At 47.7% G+C, this 16,043-nt stretch carries 12 protein-coding genes; 4 read left to right on the top strand and 8 right to left on the bottom strand.

Translation table 11 applies throughout. The features are described from left to right. Positions 1 to 325: 325 nt before the first annotated feature. Complete coding sequence (locus tag B9Y93_RS02325; protein WP_085492737.1) at positions 326 to 3,481, top strand: transglycosylase domain-containing protein; 3,156 nt, start codon at positions 326 to 328, stop codon at positions 3,479 to 3,481. Between the two features lie 422 nt (positions 3,482 to 3,903). Here B9Y93_RS02325 and acsA read toward each other — a convergent pair whose 3' ends face one another. Further along, the gene (gene acsA / locus B9Y93_RS02320) at positions 3,904 to 5,628 is read right to left on the bottom strand and encodes an acetate--CoA ligase (RefSeq protein ID WP_085492736.1); all 1,725 of its coding nucleotides are present in this window, start codon (positions 5,626 to 5,628) and stop codon (positions 3,904 to 3,906) included. 291 nt (positions 5,629 to 5,919) lie between these two features. Here acsA and B9Y93_RS02315 point away from each other — a divergent pair, with 291 nt between their 5' ends. Both B9Y93_RS02315 and B9Y93_RS02310 read left to right on the top strand, forming a co-directional pair. Next, positions 5,920 to 6,552 (top strand): GNAT family N-acetyltransferase, encoded by a 633-nt coding sequence (locus tag B9Y93_RS02315; RefSeq protein ID WP_085492735.1) that lies wholly within the window; start codon positions 5,920 to 5,922, stop codon positions 6,550 to 6,552. Positions 6,553 to 6,571: 19 nt separating this feature from the next. Then, entirely contained in the window at positions 6,572 to 7,750 is a 1,179-nt protein-coding gene (locus B9Y93_RS02310) for an acetoin utilization protein AcuC (protein WP_085492734.1), read from the top strand. A 126-nt stretch (positions 7,751 to 7,876) separates the two neighbouring features. Here B9Y93_RS02310 and B9Y93_RS02305 read toward each other — a convergent pair whose 3' ends face one another. From B9Y93_RS02305 to B9Y93_RS02290, 4 genes are all read right to left on the bottom strand, one after another. Continuing rightward, positions 7,877 to 8,569, bottom strand: coding sequence for a 5'-methylthioadenosine/adenosylhomocysteine nucleosidase (locus B9Y93_RS02305; protein ID WP_085492733.1), 693 nt, complete (start codon positions 8,567 to 8,569; stop codon positions 7,877 to 7,879). A 93-nt stretch (positions 8,570 to 8,662) separates the two neighbouring features. Beyond that, the gene (gene ccpA / locus B9Y93_RS02300; RefSeq protein WP_085492732.1) at positions 8,663 to 9,676 is read right to left on the bottom strand and encodes a catabolite control protein A; all 1,014 of its coding nucleotides are present in this window, start codon (positions 9,674 to 9,676) and stop codon (positions 8,663 to 8,665) included. Between the two features lie 123 nt (positions 9,677 to 9,799). Further along, positions 9,800 to 10,141 carry a bacillithiol system redox-active protein YtxJ gene (gene ytxJ / locus B9Y93_RS02295; protein ID WP_085492731.1) on the bottom strand — a complete coding sequence of 114 codons (342 nt, stop codon included), beginning with the start codon at positions 10,139 to 10,141 and terminating at the stop codon, positions 9,800 to 9,802. A 27-nt stretch (positions 10,142 to 10,168) separates the two neighbouring features. Next, complete coding sequence (locus B9Y93_RS02290) at positions 10,169 to 10,606, bottom strand: hypothetical protein (RefSeq protein WP_085492730.1); 438 nt, start codon at positions 10,604 to 10,606, stop codon at positions 10,169 to 10,171. A gap of 335 nt (positions 10,607 to 10,941) precedes the next feature. Here B9Y93_RS02290 and B9Y93_RS02285 point away from each other — a divergent pair, with 335 nt between their 5' ends. Continuing rightward, the gene (locus B9Y93_RS02285; protein WP_085492729.1) at positions 10,942 to 11,466 is read left to right on the top strand and encodes a type 1 glutamine amidotransferase domain-containing protein; all 525 of its coding nucleotides are present in this window, start codon (positions 10,942 to 10,944) and stop codon (positions 11,464 to 11,466) included. A 237-nt stretch (positions 11,467 to 11,703) separates the two neighbouring features. Here B9Y93_RS02285 and ptsP read toward each other — a convergent pair whose 3' ends face one another. From ptsP to B9Y93_RS02270, 3 genes are all read right to left on the bottom strand, one after another. Further along, positions 11,704 to 13,467 (bottom strand): phosphoenolpyruvate--protein phosphotransferase, encoded by a 1,764-nt coding sequence (gene ptsP / locus B9Y93_RS02280; RefSeq protein ID WP_085492728.1) that lies wholly within the window; start codon positions 13,465 to 13,467, stop codon positions 11,704 to 11,706. Further along, positions 13,464 to 15,350, bottom strand: coding sequence for a glucose PTS transporter subunit IIA (locus B9Y93_RS02275; RefSeq protein ID WP_085492727.1), 1,887 nt, complete (start codon positions 15,348 to 15,350; stop codon positions 13,464 to 13,466). Before B9Y93_RS02275 ends, ptsP begins: the two co-directional genes overlap by 4 nt. Before the next feature lie 205 nt (positions 15,351 to 15,555). Continuing rightward, a complete protein-coding gene (locus B9Y93_RS02270) occupies positions 15,556 to 15,981 on the bottom strand; it encodes a CoA-binding protein (protein ID WP_085492726.1) in 426 nt (141 codons plus the stop codon). Positions 15,982 to 16,043 lie beyond the last annotated feature (62 nt).

Here is a 16,043-nt window from a genome sequence, read left to right as displayed (position 1 = left end):
CTTTTTCCAATCTTCAATCTTGATACCCTATTCCCTTCATTAGATTAGCCCCCTCTATGAACTCATCTCCCTTGCTCTTCACTTCTTCGTCTCTCTATAAAGCATTCACATTAAGGCGACTTCGCTTTAAGAAGGCTCGCAGCATGCAGCTCCGTTTTCTCCTCTCCTGCCTGTCCGTCATTTTTCCAGCAAACTATACATAAATGATTGTAAAGTCGTCTAATCTTGTAACTATTTGCATTTTGATCCGTCTATAGTTGCAGATATTGCGTACTTTTTTATGGTATAATGAAGAGCGCTGCAATCATTAAGGAGGAAAACATGCATGGTTGAGGAGAAAAAGACCAGTGGCGATCCTTCTCCAGCACGTCCAAAGCGATCCTTCGGCCGTACCTTATGGACGGTAACGAAGTGGTTCATGCTCTTTACAGTGCTATGCTGCTTCTTTGTAGGCGGTGCGGCACTTGGATATGTCACTTCTCTTGTCAAGGATGAGCCGATTCGAAGCGAACAACTCATCCAAGAGAAGATTATGGAGAACGCCATTACAGGATATGTCTACTTCAACGACGGTTCTCAGATCGGTCAGCTGAGAACAGATGAAGTCCGCTCCCTCGTTACATTTAATCAGATCCCGTCTGTAGTAATCGATGCTCTTATCGCTACAGAAGACAATCGTTTTTGGGAGCATAACGGAATAGACATACGAGGCTTATCACGAGCCGTTGTGCAAAAGGTCATGAAAATGCCTGTTCAGACAGGAGGAAGTACCCTAACCCAACAATTAGCTCGTCGTGTATTTTTAAATTTGGATCGTACAGACAGCCGCAAGGCAAAAGAGATTTTGCTTGCAATGCGAATCGAACGCTCCATGTCAAAAGAAGAAATCATTACTGCTTATTTAAATCAGGTTCCATTCGGCAACGGATCGAACGGCTATAATGTGTTTGGGATCAAAGCCGCAGCAAAGGGCATCTTCAACGTAGATAAGCTTGAAGAGCTTAATGTTGCGCAGGCCGCATACTTAGCAGGTCTCCCTCAGCTCCCTTCCGCTTATACCGCCTATACAGGAAAAGGCGAATATAACGAAAAAGGGATCGAGAGAGCCATCGAGCGTCAGAAGCTCGTATTACGACGCATGCTCGAAGAACAAAAAATTTCACAGCAGCAATATGATGAAGCCGTTGCCTTTGACATCCGCGGTTCTCTTGCCGAGCCAAAAGAAAAAGCCTACGCCACCTATCCATACCTGATGTTGGAAGCTGAGCGTGAAGCCGCTAAAGTTCTCGTGCTTCAGCAGAACCCTACTTTAACCAAAGCGGATCTTAGCAAAAAAGAAAATGCATCACTGATCGAAAATGCTCGTCTAGAACTTCAGCGCGGCGGATATCGCGTATACACGACCATTGACAAGACGATCTACAAAGCAATGAAGAAGGTCTCCGACAACCCGGACAACTTCACGCCAGATAGCGAGACCAAAGGCATCGAGCAGGTAGCCGGTATGATGATTGATAATCGTACAGGGGCAATTCTCGGTATGATCGAAGGCCGTGATTTCTATGAGGAGCAGATGAACCTTGCTACGCAGATGCTGCGCCAGCCTGGTTCGACAATGAAGCCAATTGCAGCTTACTTGCCTGCGATTGATGCGGGTCTTATTCAGCCTGCTTCCATCGTGGACGATGCTCCGATCATTTTGAAGGACAGCAACAGAGGGTATCATATTCCGGGTAATGCCAATGGCAGATATCAAGGACTAGTTACCGCTAGAGATGCATTGAATCAGTCCTTGAACCTTCCAGCGCTGAAGATCTTCCTTGACAAAGTAACAATTGACAAATCATGGAAGTTCGCTGAGAAGGTTGGCATTACAACGATTCAGCCTGCAGATTATCAGGCTCAGACAGGTGTACTCGGTGGATTGAGCTTAGGTGTATCCGTACAAGAACTAACCGGCGCTTATGGAGCAATTGCCAATCAGGGCCAATTCAACGAGACTTACTTCATCGCGAAGATTATGGATTCTAACGGAAATATCGTCTACAAGCATGAGACGAAGCCCGAGCAAGTCGTATCCAAGCAAAGCGCGTACCTGATGACAGATATGCTGAAGACGGTCATCTCTGATTCTCGAGGCACAGGTCGTCGTGTAAGAAGCGAGTTCGACGGATACGGAAGCATCGATGTCGCAGCGAAAACCGGTTCGACACAGAACTATGCAGATACATGGTTCGTGGGCTACACGCCAGACGTTACAATGGGGATCTGGGTCGGTTACGAACAGCAAATTCATCTGCTGAATAGGAGTGCGTACTCCCGTTCAACCGAAATTTGGTCAAAAGTTATGAACCAAGTCATGAAGGATAAGCCTGATTTGCTGCAAACCAAGGACTTTGAAAGACCTGATGGCATTGTCCGCATGACAGTATCCGGATACAGCGGCAAGCTTCCAAGCGAGCTTACTCGCCAAGCGAACCGTCTTGTAACCGATATTTTTAATCGCAAGTATATACCGACAGAACAAGAAGACGTGCTTGTCAATATGAAGTACATTACGTACAACGGGGTTAACTACATTGCCAATGAAGCAACCCCTGATGATATGACGAAGCAAAAGATTGTCGTTAAACGTGAGAAGCCAATTGGTGAACTGGTTGAGGAGCTTAAAAAAGCGCTCAATCATCTATCGTCGAGCAGCAGACGCCGTTCATTGGAGTCTTATCTGCCGCAGGATGCAACGTCAGATGCTCCTTCCAAGCCTGATCCGCGCAAAGACGACGGCAAGGCGCCTAGTGCCCCTGCAACTGTCCGAGTGGAGCCTGTCAGCGATTCTTCGGTACGGATACGATTCAGCCAATCCCCTGAAAAGGATGTTGTTGGCTATCGCATGTACCGCTCTATGAATGGAGGCAGCTATCAGAAGGTGGGTACGACCGTACTTACCGGTGACGAGATGCGATTCATTGACTACATTACTGCAGGCAATTCATACAGCTACTATATTACTGCTGTGGATGTTGTCGGCAATGAATCTGGCCGCTCTGCTACTGCTGCATGGGGTGACAAATCTCCTCCTGAGCAGCCTGGTGACAATGGCGGTGGTCAGGACAACGGTAATGGCACTGATAATGGATCAGGGCAAGAGCCTACTGAACCAACCGATCCTTCCACTCCTGAAGAAACGCCTGGAACTGGAGAGACCGGAACACCAAGCGAATCTGTGCCGGAAGCACCTTCGCAGCTTAGCTATAAGAAAACGAACAATGGCATCAGCTTGAGTTGGAAAGCCTCCGCAAAAGGAACGGAATATCATGTGTATTTCAGTTCCTCAAGCAACGGCAAATACCAGCGAATCGGCTCCACGCCTAACCCTGAATTTGAGATTATTACCTTGAAGCCAGAGGGGTGGTACCGAATCACGGCAGTTAACAGCGCTGGAGAATCACAAGCCTCAAGCTCCGTGCAGGTCGGAAGCTAACTCAAACATAATAGCAATTTGATCGTAATATTCAAGCCCCTTGGAAGTGGAGGATGCTTTACCTCCCCCACTTCCAAGGAGCTTTTTTTATTTTTCCAAGACATCTAGTTGGCATATTTAAGGCATTCGTTCATTTGGTACGCATACAAGATGCTTTTGGCAAATATGTATGTCACATCACACGATTCGATCTAATATTCAAGAGTGACCGCTTCTAGCATATTGTTATTATCCCAAATAGCTTAAGCAAAATAAAAAGGCATCCCTATGAAACACGGCAAGGTAAGTCCGTTGTTTCATAGGATATGCCCATTGTAGATTCCATTACGAATTATAGCGATGCTTGGTAACAGCAATGCCTGTTATCGCATAACTGTGTCGCTCATCATCATTGATCCGTAAGATTGCTTGTGCTGCTGCTCTTAGTCTTCGATTGTGGACAGATCGCCTGTAGGAAGATTCAGCTCCCATGCCTTCAGCACCCGACGCATGATCTTACCGGATCTCGTCTTAGGAAGCTTATCCTTGAATTCAATCTCGCGGGGAGAAGCATGTGCGGACAATCCTTCTTTTACAAACTTAGCAATATCCTTCTTCAAGTCTTCAGATGGCGCATATCCTTCGCGCAAGGAAATGAAAGCTTTGATAATCTCGCCACGAACAGGATCCGGCTTGCCAATCACACCCGCTTCAGCAACCGCCGGGTGCTCAACCAGCTTGCTCTCCACCTCAAATGGCCCTACGCGTTCACCCGATGTATTAATGACATCATCTACACGGCCTTGGAACCAGAAATATCCATCCTCGTCGCGATAGGCTGAGTCTCCAGATACATACCATCCTGACAATCGGAAGTACTCTTCATACTTAGAAGGATTATTCCAGATCTTGCGCATCATAGATGGCCACGGTGTGCGAATAGCCAGATTGCCCATGCGGTAAGGTGGAAGCTCGTTGCCATGATCATCGATAATCGCGGCTTGAACCCCAGGAATAGGACGTCCCATCGAGCCAGGCTTGATATCCATGCTAGGATAGTTGCAGATCAAATGTCCGCCTGTCTCTGTCATCCACCACGTATCATGAATGCGCTGATTGTATACTTTTAAGCCCCAGCGCACAACCTCAGGATTTAGCGGCTCACCGACGGATAGAACATGGCGAAGAGAGCTTAAATCGAATTCCTTCTGCACCTCATCTCCTGCACCCATCAGCATGCGGAATGCAGTTGGCGCACTATACCATACCGTTACCTTATAGCGCTGTATCGTTCCATACCAATCCTGAGGACTGAAGCGTCCGCCGCGAACCACATTGGTAGCTCCATTCAGCCATGGCGCAAAGATTCCATAAGATGTACCCGTAACCCAGCCTGGGTCAGCTGTACACCAGTAGATATCATCTTCTTTAAGATCAAGAACCATCTTGCCTGTATAATAATGCTGCACCATGGCATTTTGCACATGGAACACACCTTTTGGCTTTCCAGTCGAACCAGAGGTGTAATGCAGAATTAATCCATCTTCACGATCCAGCCACTCGATCTCTGCTTCCTCTGAAGCTTCGGCCATCTCATCAGTAAAGTTAATCGTGCCCTCTACGGAATCAGCATCCTGGCTAACCAGCACGACATGCTTCAATGCAGGAAGCTCGTCTCGCAACACGCGTGGCAGCAAGCTTGGCGTTGTCACGATCGCAACCGCATCGCTGTCTGCTAGGCGATCCTTAACGGCTGTCTCCATGAAAGCCTCGAATAAAGGACCTATCACAGCGCCTACCTTGATGGCACCGAGCAAGCTCACATAGAGCTCAGGCGTTCTTGGCATAAAAATAAAGACGCGGTCGCCCTTTTGAATGCCGTATTTGCGCAGTACATTCGCAAACTGGTTCGATCTTCTCGATAGATCAGCATACGTCAGCGCCTCGTCGCGAGCATTATCGCTGTAATACAAAGCAACCTTATCGCCTCTGCCTTCTTCAACATGACGATCAATCGCTTCATAAGCCATATTCACTTTGCCCGATTCATGCCAAGTAAAGTGCTTCTCTACTTCCTCCCAATTGAACTGAGAGTAAGCTTCCTCATAACTTACCAGATTCGGATTAACTGCCGTTGCCTTTACGATCTCTCCTTGCACATTGCTCATTCAGACTCATCTCCCTGTTTCAATTCTTTCTCTAGACCATTTCATGGCTTTGTAACGGTAGTTAAACCGCTTACATGAGACGTATTAACGATAGGACGATGGTGCAATTCTATGGTGTCAAGGAACCTTTTTTGAAGATTTTGGCACATTTATTATAGCACAGCTTTATGTATGTGCCTATTATTTCCTTTTCAAAATTATCCATATTTTCATTTTTAGCTGCGTTAAGCCTTTTCTTTTATTCCTATATTTGCTATAACCGAATAGGAGCCTCTTAAAGGAGTTGTCGATATGGAACACTTCAAGCGCTATCATGCTCAAGTCATACCCTTCGAGGATCGGGTCGTTATTATTGAAGGCCCTGTGAAGTCCAGCACGATCGAGACACTTCACATGCACGCTGATCTAGATGCCTTCCGCCGTCCTAATGAGCAGCAGCAGGCACTGATTGAGATTGCAGAACTAGAAGAAGGCCGTATTATTATCGCGAGAGACGAAGACATGATCATCGGTTATGTGACCTTTCATTATCCAGACCCGCTCGAGCGCTGGTCAGAAGGAAAGATGGACGATCTTATCGAGCTTGGCGCCATTGAAGTGGCCCGAGATTACCGAGGGATTGGACTAGGCAAGCAAATGATTGGGCTCGCCTTCTTGGATGATCAGTTGGAGAACTGCATTGTGTACACGACCGAGTATTACTGGCATTGGGATCTGGACGGAACGGGCCTTAATGTGTGGGATTATCGCAAGATGATGGAACTGCTCATGAAGTCCGCAGGCATGATCTGGTATGCGACCGATGATCCAGAAATATGCTCTCATCCAGCGAATTGTTTAATGGTTCGAATTGGCAAGGATGTGCCGTTGTCATCCAAGGAACAGTTTGATCGACTTCGTTTTCGGCAGCGGTTTATGTATTAACAATTGGAGGTTTTGCCTCATGAGCAACCAACCTGTCTTTATTTTTAATGAAGAGGTGCTGAAATACCGTTTTTATCAGGAGCATCCCTTTGATCAGTTTCGAGTCCTGCTCACGAATGATCTGCTTATGGAGATCGGAGCATTAAGCAAAGAGCAGTTACATAGCTCCGTCCCTGCCAGTCTGCAAGCGCTTCAGCGCATACATCGGGAAGATTACATTGAGGCTGTGATACAGCTCAGCGAAGAGCTGCCAGACCCTGACTGGATATTAAGAGCGCAGCAATACGGGCTGCATGATGAAGAGACTCCCTACTTCATAGGGATGCATCAAGCAGCCGCCTCCATTGCAGGCGGCTCGATTGCAGCATGTGAGGCGGTTATGTCAGGACAAGCTTCGCATGCTCTTCATCTTGGAGGCGGGCTGCATCATGCCTTTCCTGAACGGGGCGCTGGCTTTTGCGTTTACAATGATGCTGCCGTCGCTATCTCTCACATTCATGAGAAATATCAAGCGAGAGTGTTATACATTGATACGGATGTTCATCATGGCGACGGGGTCCAGTGGTCCTTCTATACCGACCCGCATGTCTTGACCTATTCCATTCATGAGACAGGAAAGTACTTATTTCCTGGAACAGGCTTCGTACATGAGCGAGGGGAAGGAGAAGGCTTCGGCGCCTGTGTCAATGTTCCTCTAGATCCCTACACGGAGGATGATTCTTGGCTTGATTGCTTTAAACGCACAGTGGAACAGACCGCGGCCGTGTTCAAACCCGACCTGATTGTCAGCCAGCACGGCTGTGATGCCCATGCCTTGGATCCTCTGTCCCATATGCATTGCAGCATGAAGATCTATAAAGAAATGCCACGTATTATTCATGAAGCTGCCCATGCATTCTGTGATGGAAAGTGGGTAGCACTAGGCGGAGGCGGCTATGACATCTGGAGAGTCGTTCCAAGAGCTTGGAGTCTGCTTTGGCTTGAGATGATTGATCATCCACTTGCGGCACAACTGGATCACTCCCCTATTCTTCCTCTTCCTGAATCATGGATTCAGCGCTGGAAGGAGCAAGCGATTCATGAACTCCCAACAACATGGCTAGACGATGTGAGCACATGGACCCCAATGCCAAGACGATCCTTGATTTCGGAGCACAATCTGAAGGTGTCTCATCTTGCGATGGAATACGTGCGCTAAGATGGATGAGAGACATTATCGCTAGATGGAGTACGATGACCTGCCGGTTTCTCCATCGTTCCATGCAGCATAAATAGAGGCTTCTCCTGTATATGGGAGAAGCCTCTTCATACATAGTGCAGCCTTCTACATGGATTGCAGCATATCTTGGATAATAAGGTGTGAGTGTTTAGAGGCCATAACCGTGAATTCGGCAAAATTCATATCTGCCGAGCCATCTGCACGGTCAGACATGGAGCGAATAACAACAAATGGGAGGCTATTGCGCGCACATGTCTGCGCAACAGCTGAGCCTTCCATTTCCGTACATGCGCCTTGGAAGGTTTCATGAAGTTCTCGAACCTTATCACGGCTCGCAATAAATTGATCACCTGATAGCACAATGCCTGTACGATAACGTCCTGGAAAACGCGATTCGCATACTGTCTGTGCGAGTTGAACCAATGCTGGGTCTGCCGCAAAGATTGACTCCTCTTGGTATGGAATCTCGCCCCGCTTGAATCCAAGCGGTGTTACATCCATATCATGCTGCAGGCAGGCGCTTGAGATGACGATATCCCCGATGTTAAGCTCAGGGTCAACCGCACCCGCCACACCCGTGAACAATACTTTCCCAACATCAAAGCGGTCAATCATAACCTGTGTGGTTACCGCTGCATTCACTTTGCCTACACCTGACTTGCAGATAACGACGTTCTGGCCGTACAATATGCCCGTATAGTACGTCGTACCCGCAGCTTGAACCTCATGTTTGTCTGTCAACGCTTCCAGCAGCAGTGCAATCTCTTCATTCATCGCACCAATAATGCCAATTGTCATTATGATCAACCCCCCATCATGATCTTTAAGCAGATAAAAAGCCCCGACAAACGGGGCTTTTGTAAACATCCTGCTCTTGTGAGCACCTTAAACCTATTCTTCGTTTACTGAGCTTACAGACAAGCGAAGAATCGTTTCATGTGGAAGAATGACATGCGCATGATCCACATGTTCCTTCTTCATCAGCTTCGTTAGCAAGCGCATGGAGACCGCACCAATGTCATACATTGGCTGTGCAACCGTAGTCAATTGAGGGCGCACCATAGAAGCCATACGGATATTATCCACACTGATAATGGAGAAATCTTCCGGAACGGACAGTCCTGCGTCTTGGATGCAGTGGATTGCACCAATCGCCATCTCATCAGTCGCTGAGAAGATCGCTGTTGGCTTCTTCTTCAGGCCTAGGAAATACTTCATTGCTTCAATGCCGGATTCATAGCGGTAATTGCCAATACGTACTAAGTCTTCCTTGTACTCGATACCCGCGTTCTCCAAAGCTTTCTTATAGCCTTGGAATCTTGCGAACCCATTCGCTGGATCCTGCAGCGTTCCGCTAATCATCGCAATATCGCGATGTCCGTGGCGGATAAGCGTATTAACCGCGTCATAAGCAGCCGTTTCATGGTCGATATCCACCGATGGAACCAATCCCTGCTCGTCCGTTGTCGCACAAAGCACGATCGGCACAGATGCCGTACGGAACGCCTGAAGGTGATCCTCAGTAACGACACCGCCCATAAAGAGCAAGCCGTCTACCTGCTTCTCCAGCAAGGTGTTGATAACGCGAATCTCTTTTTCCTTCTTCTTGTCGGCATTACACAAAATGATATTGTAATGATACATGTTCGCAATATCCTCAATACCCCGTGCAATCTCGGCGAAGATGGAATTCGAAATGTCAGGAATGACAACGCCTACAGTCGTTGTCTTCTTGCTTGCAAGACCACGAGCTACGGCGTTCGGACGGTAGCCAAGACGTTCAATCGCTTCATACACTTTCTTGCGGGTCTGTGGCTTTACATTAGGGTTATTATTCACGACTCGAGAAACAGTCGCCATCGAGACGCCTGCTTCTCTTGCTACATCATAAATAGTTACTGTCACGATCCTTCTCTCCAATAACCAATTTATTTAATACGTACATGCGACACATATTAGAGTCAATCATACGATATTTTCAGAAAATTCGCAATGTCACGCTTAAGTTTACATGAAAATTGTCGAAAATTAGCTCACTGGAGAGAGAATCGACTCCAATCGATCACAGCGAATCTGATGATGCGAAACATGCCAGATTACGCTCCCATCCTTCAGCAGCATCACCTGCGGCGACTCATGCTTGACACCAAGCTTATCTTGCGCAGCGAGCGATACCTCGCGATCCTCAACGACTAAGACAAGACCAAATGCAATGTTCTTCCCTTCAAATTGCGCTGTAACCTGCTTCATCTCTTCCGCAGCTTGGGCACTGATTGGACATCTTGTGCTGTGCTTAAACAACACCGCCGGATGTTCATGCGAACCTGCAATAAATGCTTCTAGATCCTCTATAGAATGAATGCTATTCATTCCCATCCTCCCTTCAGATGCTTCTATTCAACTTATTTTAACCCGATACGTCTCCGTTCTAAAACCAGAGATTTGCTTTAGTCTTCGTTGAATATCGCACATCCATTCCTTGTCATTCCAAGTCTTGGCCATCAAATACAAATCGAGAAGGTGATTCACCCGTTCTTCGCCGATCTGTTGGAACAATTCATCAAGATGCCAGCCCCCGGCATCTACGCATTCTTTCAGTACGCTGGCCACTTCATTCACATCATCAAAATAAGCGCTCATTTTGCCCGTACGCTCTTCTTGCATCATCTTCTTCATCAGCTGTATAACTTCCTGCTTCAATTCAGGCAGAAGCTCGGAGTAATCGCACTCCGCACAAGTATACACTGGTACATGATGAATCTCGATCGTTCTTGCATGTACAACAGTACGTAAAGTAATATCCATGTCATGCCCACAACTGCAACGCTTATTCATGATGATCCCCCCATTAAAACATATACTTCTTCAACTCACCCATCTCATGCTGAACTCAACATAAATTTCTTTTAATCTTAAAAGATATGAACTATTTCGACTTTTTTGATCGTATTCCTGCAAAAAGTTTGCATGTATTTATTTACACATTTAGAAAAACTACATATTACGCCTTTGTAAATCGATATGATTAGTATCACATTTTATCACATTATTTCGTTTGTTTATGTGTTATTTGTTGGGCAAGTATGGTTAAATAATGAGGAAAATGTACAATTTCTAGATCCTTTTTGAACATTTAAAATAGGATGAATTTCCAAGGAGGACTATTAAAAATGAGACTTGCAAGTAAAAAAATCATTGCGCTTGTCGATCATGAGTTTGAAGATTTAGAACTTTGGTATCCCGTATACCGAGCACGCGAGGAAGGAGCGCTCGTTCATCTCGTAGGCGATGAGGCGGGAAAAACCTATATCGGCAAATACGGCGTTCCTGCAACGTCGAATTATGCTTTCAAATCCGTTCAAGCTTCTGATTACGATGCGATTCTAGTGCCTGGCGGATGGGCTCCTGACAAGCTGCGCCGCTATGAGGACGTGCTTCGCCTTGTAAGAGATATGAATGACGCCAGCAAGCCTATAGGCCAAATCTGCCATGCAGGCTGGGTGCTCATCTCTGCCAAAATTCTAGAAGGCAAAAAAGTAACGTCCACACCAGGCATCCGCGATGATATGGAGAACGCTGGCGCCATCTGGCTCGATGAAGAAGTCGTTGTTGACGGCAACCTGATCTCAGCTCGCCGCCCGCCGGACCTTCCTGCATACGGCAAAGCATTTTGCGATGAGCTTGCTGCCAAATGATGATGTGGTCAGCAGACCTGTGGCCTGCTTCTTGCCAAGGTCATGGTATGCAATGACCTAGCTAGGAAATCTCATCCTTTTACAGGAAGCTTTCCTTCACCTGGTCGAAACCGGGGATATGTCTTTACAATAAAGGAGCTGCCCTTCTTAGGCAGCTCCTTTGTCTTGCTCTGTGTTTACTTTTCTCTATTGCTCAACTCGTAAGTGGAGTAAGTAGGAGACTCTCCCACCTCCACCTTAATTCTGTGCAGTCTCAGGCTTGTTATCAACAGCCTCTGGTCCATGCTCAATGCCTAGCAGCTCGTCAACTTCCGCTTTACGGCGGCACTGGAATACCCGCTCCACCTTCTCGTGCGAATCTTCGAAAGAGCTCTTGCGGATGGCATGCTTCACTCGTGGAATAGAGCGAGAAGACATGCTAAGCTCATCCACCTGCAGCGCAACCCATAACGGAACCGCACGCGGGTCTCCTGCCATCTCGCCGCATACGCCAACCATGATGCCATGCTTCTTCGCTGCAAGAACCGTGCTTCGAATCAATCTCAGCACCGCAGGATGGAACGGATCATACATATGGGCAATCTGCTCATTCATCCGATCGACAGCAAGCGTATACTGCACCAAATCATTCGTTCCAATGCTAAAGAAGTCCACTTCTTCTGCAAAAAGATCAGCCAATGCTGCTGCAGCCGGAATCTCAATCATCATGCCTATAAGAATATCTTCGTCATAGGCAATCTCCTCTTGCTTCAGCTCCTGCTTGGCCTGCTCAAGCACATCCTTTGCCGCATACAGCTCCTCTAACGAACTGATCATTGGCAGCAATATCTTGATTTTTCCATAGGCGCTGGCGCGAAGCAGTGCGCGAAGCTGTGTCTTGAAGATGTCCGTCTGATCCAAGCAAATTCGGATTCCTCGGTATCCGAGGAATGGATTATCTTCATCGGCCAGCTGCAGGAAATCAAGCGGCTTGTCTCCGCCGATGTCCAGTGTACGAATAATGACTGACTGGCCAGGGAAGGTCTCAGCGACTTCACGATATACCGTGTACTGTTCAATTTCACTTGGCGCATACGAGCGATCCATGTAAAGAAATTCGGTTCGGAACAAGCCTACGCTCTCTGCCCCGACGCCGAGCGCAATATCAAGCTCCCTGGTCGAGCTGATATTGGAGGCCAGCTGAATCGTATGGCCATCAAGCGTTGCGGCAGGCAGATCCTTAATCTTGGCAAGCTCATCCGCTTCCCGAATATAGGCCTTTCTTCTCTCCTCGTACCAATGTTTGATCTCCTCATTCGGCTCAACATAGACGTAGCCGTTCTCGCCATCCACGATGACATGGTCTCCAGTCTGAATCGGCTCGCTCAGCTTGCCTTCAAGACCAACTACAAGCGGAATGCCGAGCGCTCTAGCCATTATAGCCGAATGAGAGGTTCTGCCTCCTTGCAGCATTGCAATGCCGAGCACATTTTGCGGATTCAAATGCACAAGCTGAGATGGAGACAGCTCCTTCGCAACGAGAATATAAGGCTGAGTATCCTCAGGCAGCCTGATTTCCGGCGCCCCTAGCAGATGCTTCAGCAGGCGATTGCCCACGTCTTTAATATCCAGCGCGCGCTCTTTCATATATTCGTCATCAAGCAGATCAAACATCGTTACAAAGTGGTCGATCGCTTCCTTCACCGCAACCTCTGCCGCTTTGTACTGACGTTGAATGATTCCTTGAATCTCACTCATAAAGATCGGGTCATCCAGTATGGCAAGATGGGCGTCAAAGATCGTCGACTCTTCTCTGCCCACCATCTCGCGAATCTCACTTTGCAGAAAAACAATCTCATCTTTCGAGGAACGTATTCCATCATACAAGCGCTCAAATTCCTTTGCGAGATCCGATGGATCCATACGCTCCTCTCGAATATCCCATTCCCAGGTTGGAAGCACAAACGCCTTGCCAATTGCAATCCCCATCGATGCTCCAATGCCTTTTACCTTATGCGTCAACGCTTCTCACCCCCGTTAGTGCTGTCTTCTTTGAGGAGCACAGACATCACCGAGGTCTGTGCCTTTTTCACATGTGTATAAGGTGCGAAGCTCCAGGAGGCCACCCGTTCTCCGTTGGTAATAACCATTGGGGTAACAAGTGAACGACCCTGCTTCTTGATGTATGGAATATCAAACTTAATTAGTAATTGCCCCGGCTTAACCGTATCGCCTTCTTCCACACAAGCTTGGAAGCCGGCTCCATTCAGCGTGGACGTCTCGATGCCGATATGCAGGAGAATCTCAAGCCCTTCCTCGCTCTCGATCCCGATCGCGTGCATCGTCGGGTACACATTGCGCACAACACCTGCCACAGGCGAGACAAGCTCTCCTCTGTCAGGCATGAACGCCACGCCATTGCCTACGATTTTCTTTGCGAAGATGGTATCCGGCACATCTTCGATCGGCATCATCTTGCCTTGAAGCGGCGCAAGCAGCCAGACCTGCTTCGCATCCTTGCGCAGACGCTTCAGAAGCTCATCTCGAATCAATTCCGAGTATGTTCCGAATACAACTTGAACATGACCTCCTCCAAGCCGTATCACCCCGGCTGCTCCCAGCGTACGCAGAGCATGACGATCTATCCAGCGATCATTCTTGACTCGAATACGCAATCTTGTAATGCAGGCTTGAATATCAATAAGATTATCTTTGCCCCCAAGCGCTTGAATAATAAGCGGTGTGCGGTGCATCAGATCCCCCGCCATATCATCAAGCAGCGATCCCTCAATGCGGCCAGGAGTTGGAATCTGGAACCTTCGAATCGCAAATCGGAACAGCAGATAATAGATAAGGCCAAATACGATGCCGATCGGAATAATAAGCCATGCCCGCTCGGACAAGTGAAAGTTCACAACATAGTCGATTGCTCCAGCGGAAAAGGAGAAGCCGTGGCGAATGCCGAGTTCAGCTGTAATCCACATTGCCCCTCCAGTCAATAGAGCGTGAGCGATAAACAGGTAAGGCGCAGCAAACAAGAATGCAAACTCAATAGGCTCTGTAATTCCTGTTAATAGAGAGCCGAGCGCAGCACTCATATAAGTTTTGAACACTTTTGGACGAAGGTCTTCACGAGACTCGTGAATGATAGCCATCGCAACCGCTGGCAGTGCAAACATCATGATTGGATATAAGCCTGCCATATATGTACCTGCTGTAGGGTCCCCCGCAAAGAATCGCGGCAGATCCCCCGTTACCGTAAAGCCGCTTCCGTCTGTATACTCACCCATTTGAAACCATACGAGGTTATTCAATATATGATGCATTCCAAATGCAACCAGAACACGATGAAGAACGCCGTATAGGAACACGCCAAATGAGCCCATTTCTAGCACCTCATTGCCCAAAAAAGCGATTCCCTGCAGCAGAAAAGGGTTAATCAGCATTAAAACGAGCGCAAGCCCCAACGAGAATATGAGCATGACCAGCATGACAAAGCGTGCTCCAGCAAAAAACTGAAGATACTCGGGCAGCTTGAGATTGCTCCAGCGTTCATGCACATAACCTGCCAATAGGCCAAACAGAATGCCGACAAGCACCGTCGGCTCCATCTCGGAGGATCCCGCGTGTAGCGAGATCTGATAAAAAATGAGCATTCCAGCGAGAGCTGCCATGCCTGCCGTGCCTGAGTTGTTGGACATCCCTAATGCGACGCCCATTGCGAAAAAGTAAGGCAGCATGGTAAGCAAGCCTTTTCCTGCCCAAGACAGCCAGTTTGCGGCTTCTGTGAAGCCAAAGCTTTGAAGCAGGTGTCCTGCTGCCAGCACAACCGCAATCGCCGGCAGTAGGAATAAGGGCTGTGATAAAGACCGGGACAGCTGCTGCAGCGATCCAATTTGATTCATGAGCCCTCGCTCCTTACCTATTAAATAATGATGATGAACAACAAAAAGCCGGAGCTCTAGCGCCTCTTGGCAGCGTCACTCCGGCTTAAGAGCGCGAACAACGCGTCATGGTCTAGATTATTATACCATGAAGCCGGACATTCACGAATCTCTTTGTGATTTGTTGTCTATATCTTATTTGTTTCGCTTCAGAAGCGGACGCTCATTACCCTCGATTCGGCTTAACAACCGCATCGACAACCTTGATGCAAGCGTCCATTACTACCTCAAGGCCGTGGTCTTTCGCATACTGGTAGGCTTCTTCATTCACAATTCCTTGTTGGAGCCACAGAGTATCTGCCCCGACCTCCACAGCATCCTTTGCAACTTCTAGGCAGAATTCACTGCGGCGGAACACATTCACGATATCAATGTGCTCGGGAACGTCTTGAAGCCGGGCATAACAGGTCTCGCCAAGAATCGAACTTGCCTTGGGATTAACCGGAATAATCCGATAGCCTCGCTGCTGCATCGCTGCTGCAACCAAGTGTGACGTTCTTGTGGGATCATCTGACAATCCCACTACAGCAATAGTGCTGCTGTTCTCCAGCAAAGCCTTGAATTCCTCTTGTGTTGGCTGTGCATATGACATCATTCATCCCCCCATGTTCTCATGAAATGCCTCTCGCGCATGCTGAGCATGCCATCTATTTA

The organism is Paenibacillus aquistagni, assembly GCF_900177815.1.
GTDB lineage: Bacteria > Bacillota > Bacilli > Paenibacillales > Paenibacillaceae > Paenibacillus_B > Paenibacillus_B aquistagni.
Note: the sequence above shows the minus strand (reverse complement) of the source record. Positions and strands in the feature narration are given on the sequence as shown.

Bases quoted from the DNA above. Each gene is read 5' to 3' on its own strand.
- B9Y93_RS02325 (WP_085492737.1), top strand. From the start codon at position 326: ATGGTTGAGGAGAAAAAGACCAGTGGCGATCCTTCTCCAGCACGTCCA.
- acsA (WP_085492736.1), bottom strand. From the start codon at position 5,628: ATGAGCAATGTGCAAGGAGAGATCGTAAAGGCAACGGCAGTTAATCCG.
- B9Y93_RS02315 (WP_085492735.1), top strand. From the start codon at position 5,920: ATGGAACACTTCAAGCGCTATCATGCTCAAGTCATACCCTTCGAGGAT.
- B9Y93_RS02310 (WP_085492734.1), top strand. From the start codon at position 6,572: ATGAGCAACCAACCTGTCTTTATTTTTAATGAAGAGGTGCTGAAATAC.
- B9Y93_RS02305 (WP_085492733.1), bottom strand. From the start codon at position 8,569: ATGACAATTGGCATTATTGGTGCGATGAATGAAGAGATTGCACTGCTG.
- ytxJ (WP_085492731.1), bottom strand. From the start codon at position 10,141: ATGAATAGCATTCATTCTATAGAGGATCTAGAAGCATTTATTGCAGGT.
- B9Y93_RS02290 (WP_085492730.1), bottom strand. From the start codon at position 10,606: ATGAATAAGCGTTGCAGTTGTGGGCATGACATGGATATTACTTTACGT.
- B9Y93_RS02285 (WP_085492729.1), top strand. From the start codon at position 10,942: ATGAGACTTGCAAGTAAAAAAATCATTGCGCTTGTCGATCATGAGTTT.
- B9Y93_RS02275 (WP_085492727.1), bottom strand. From the start codon at position 15,350: ATGAATCAAATTGGATCGCTGCAGCAGCTGTCCCGGTCTTTATCACAG.
- B9Y93_RS02270 (WP_085492726.1), bottom strand. From the start codon at position 15,981: ATGTCATATGCACAGCCAACACAAGAGGAATTCAAGGCTTTGCTGGAG.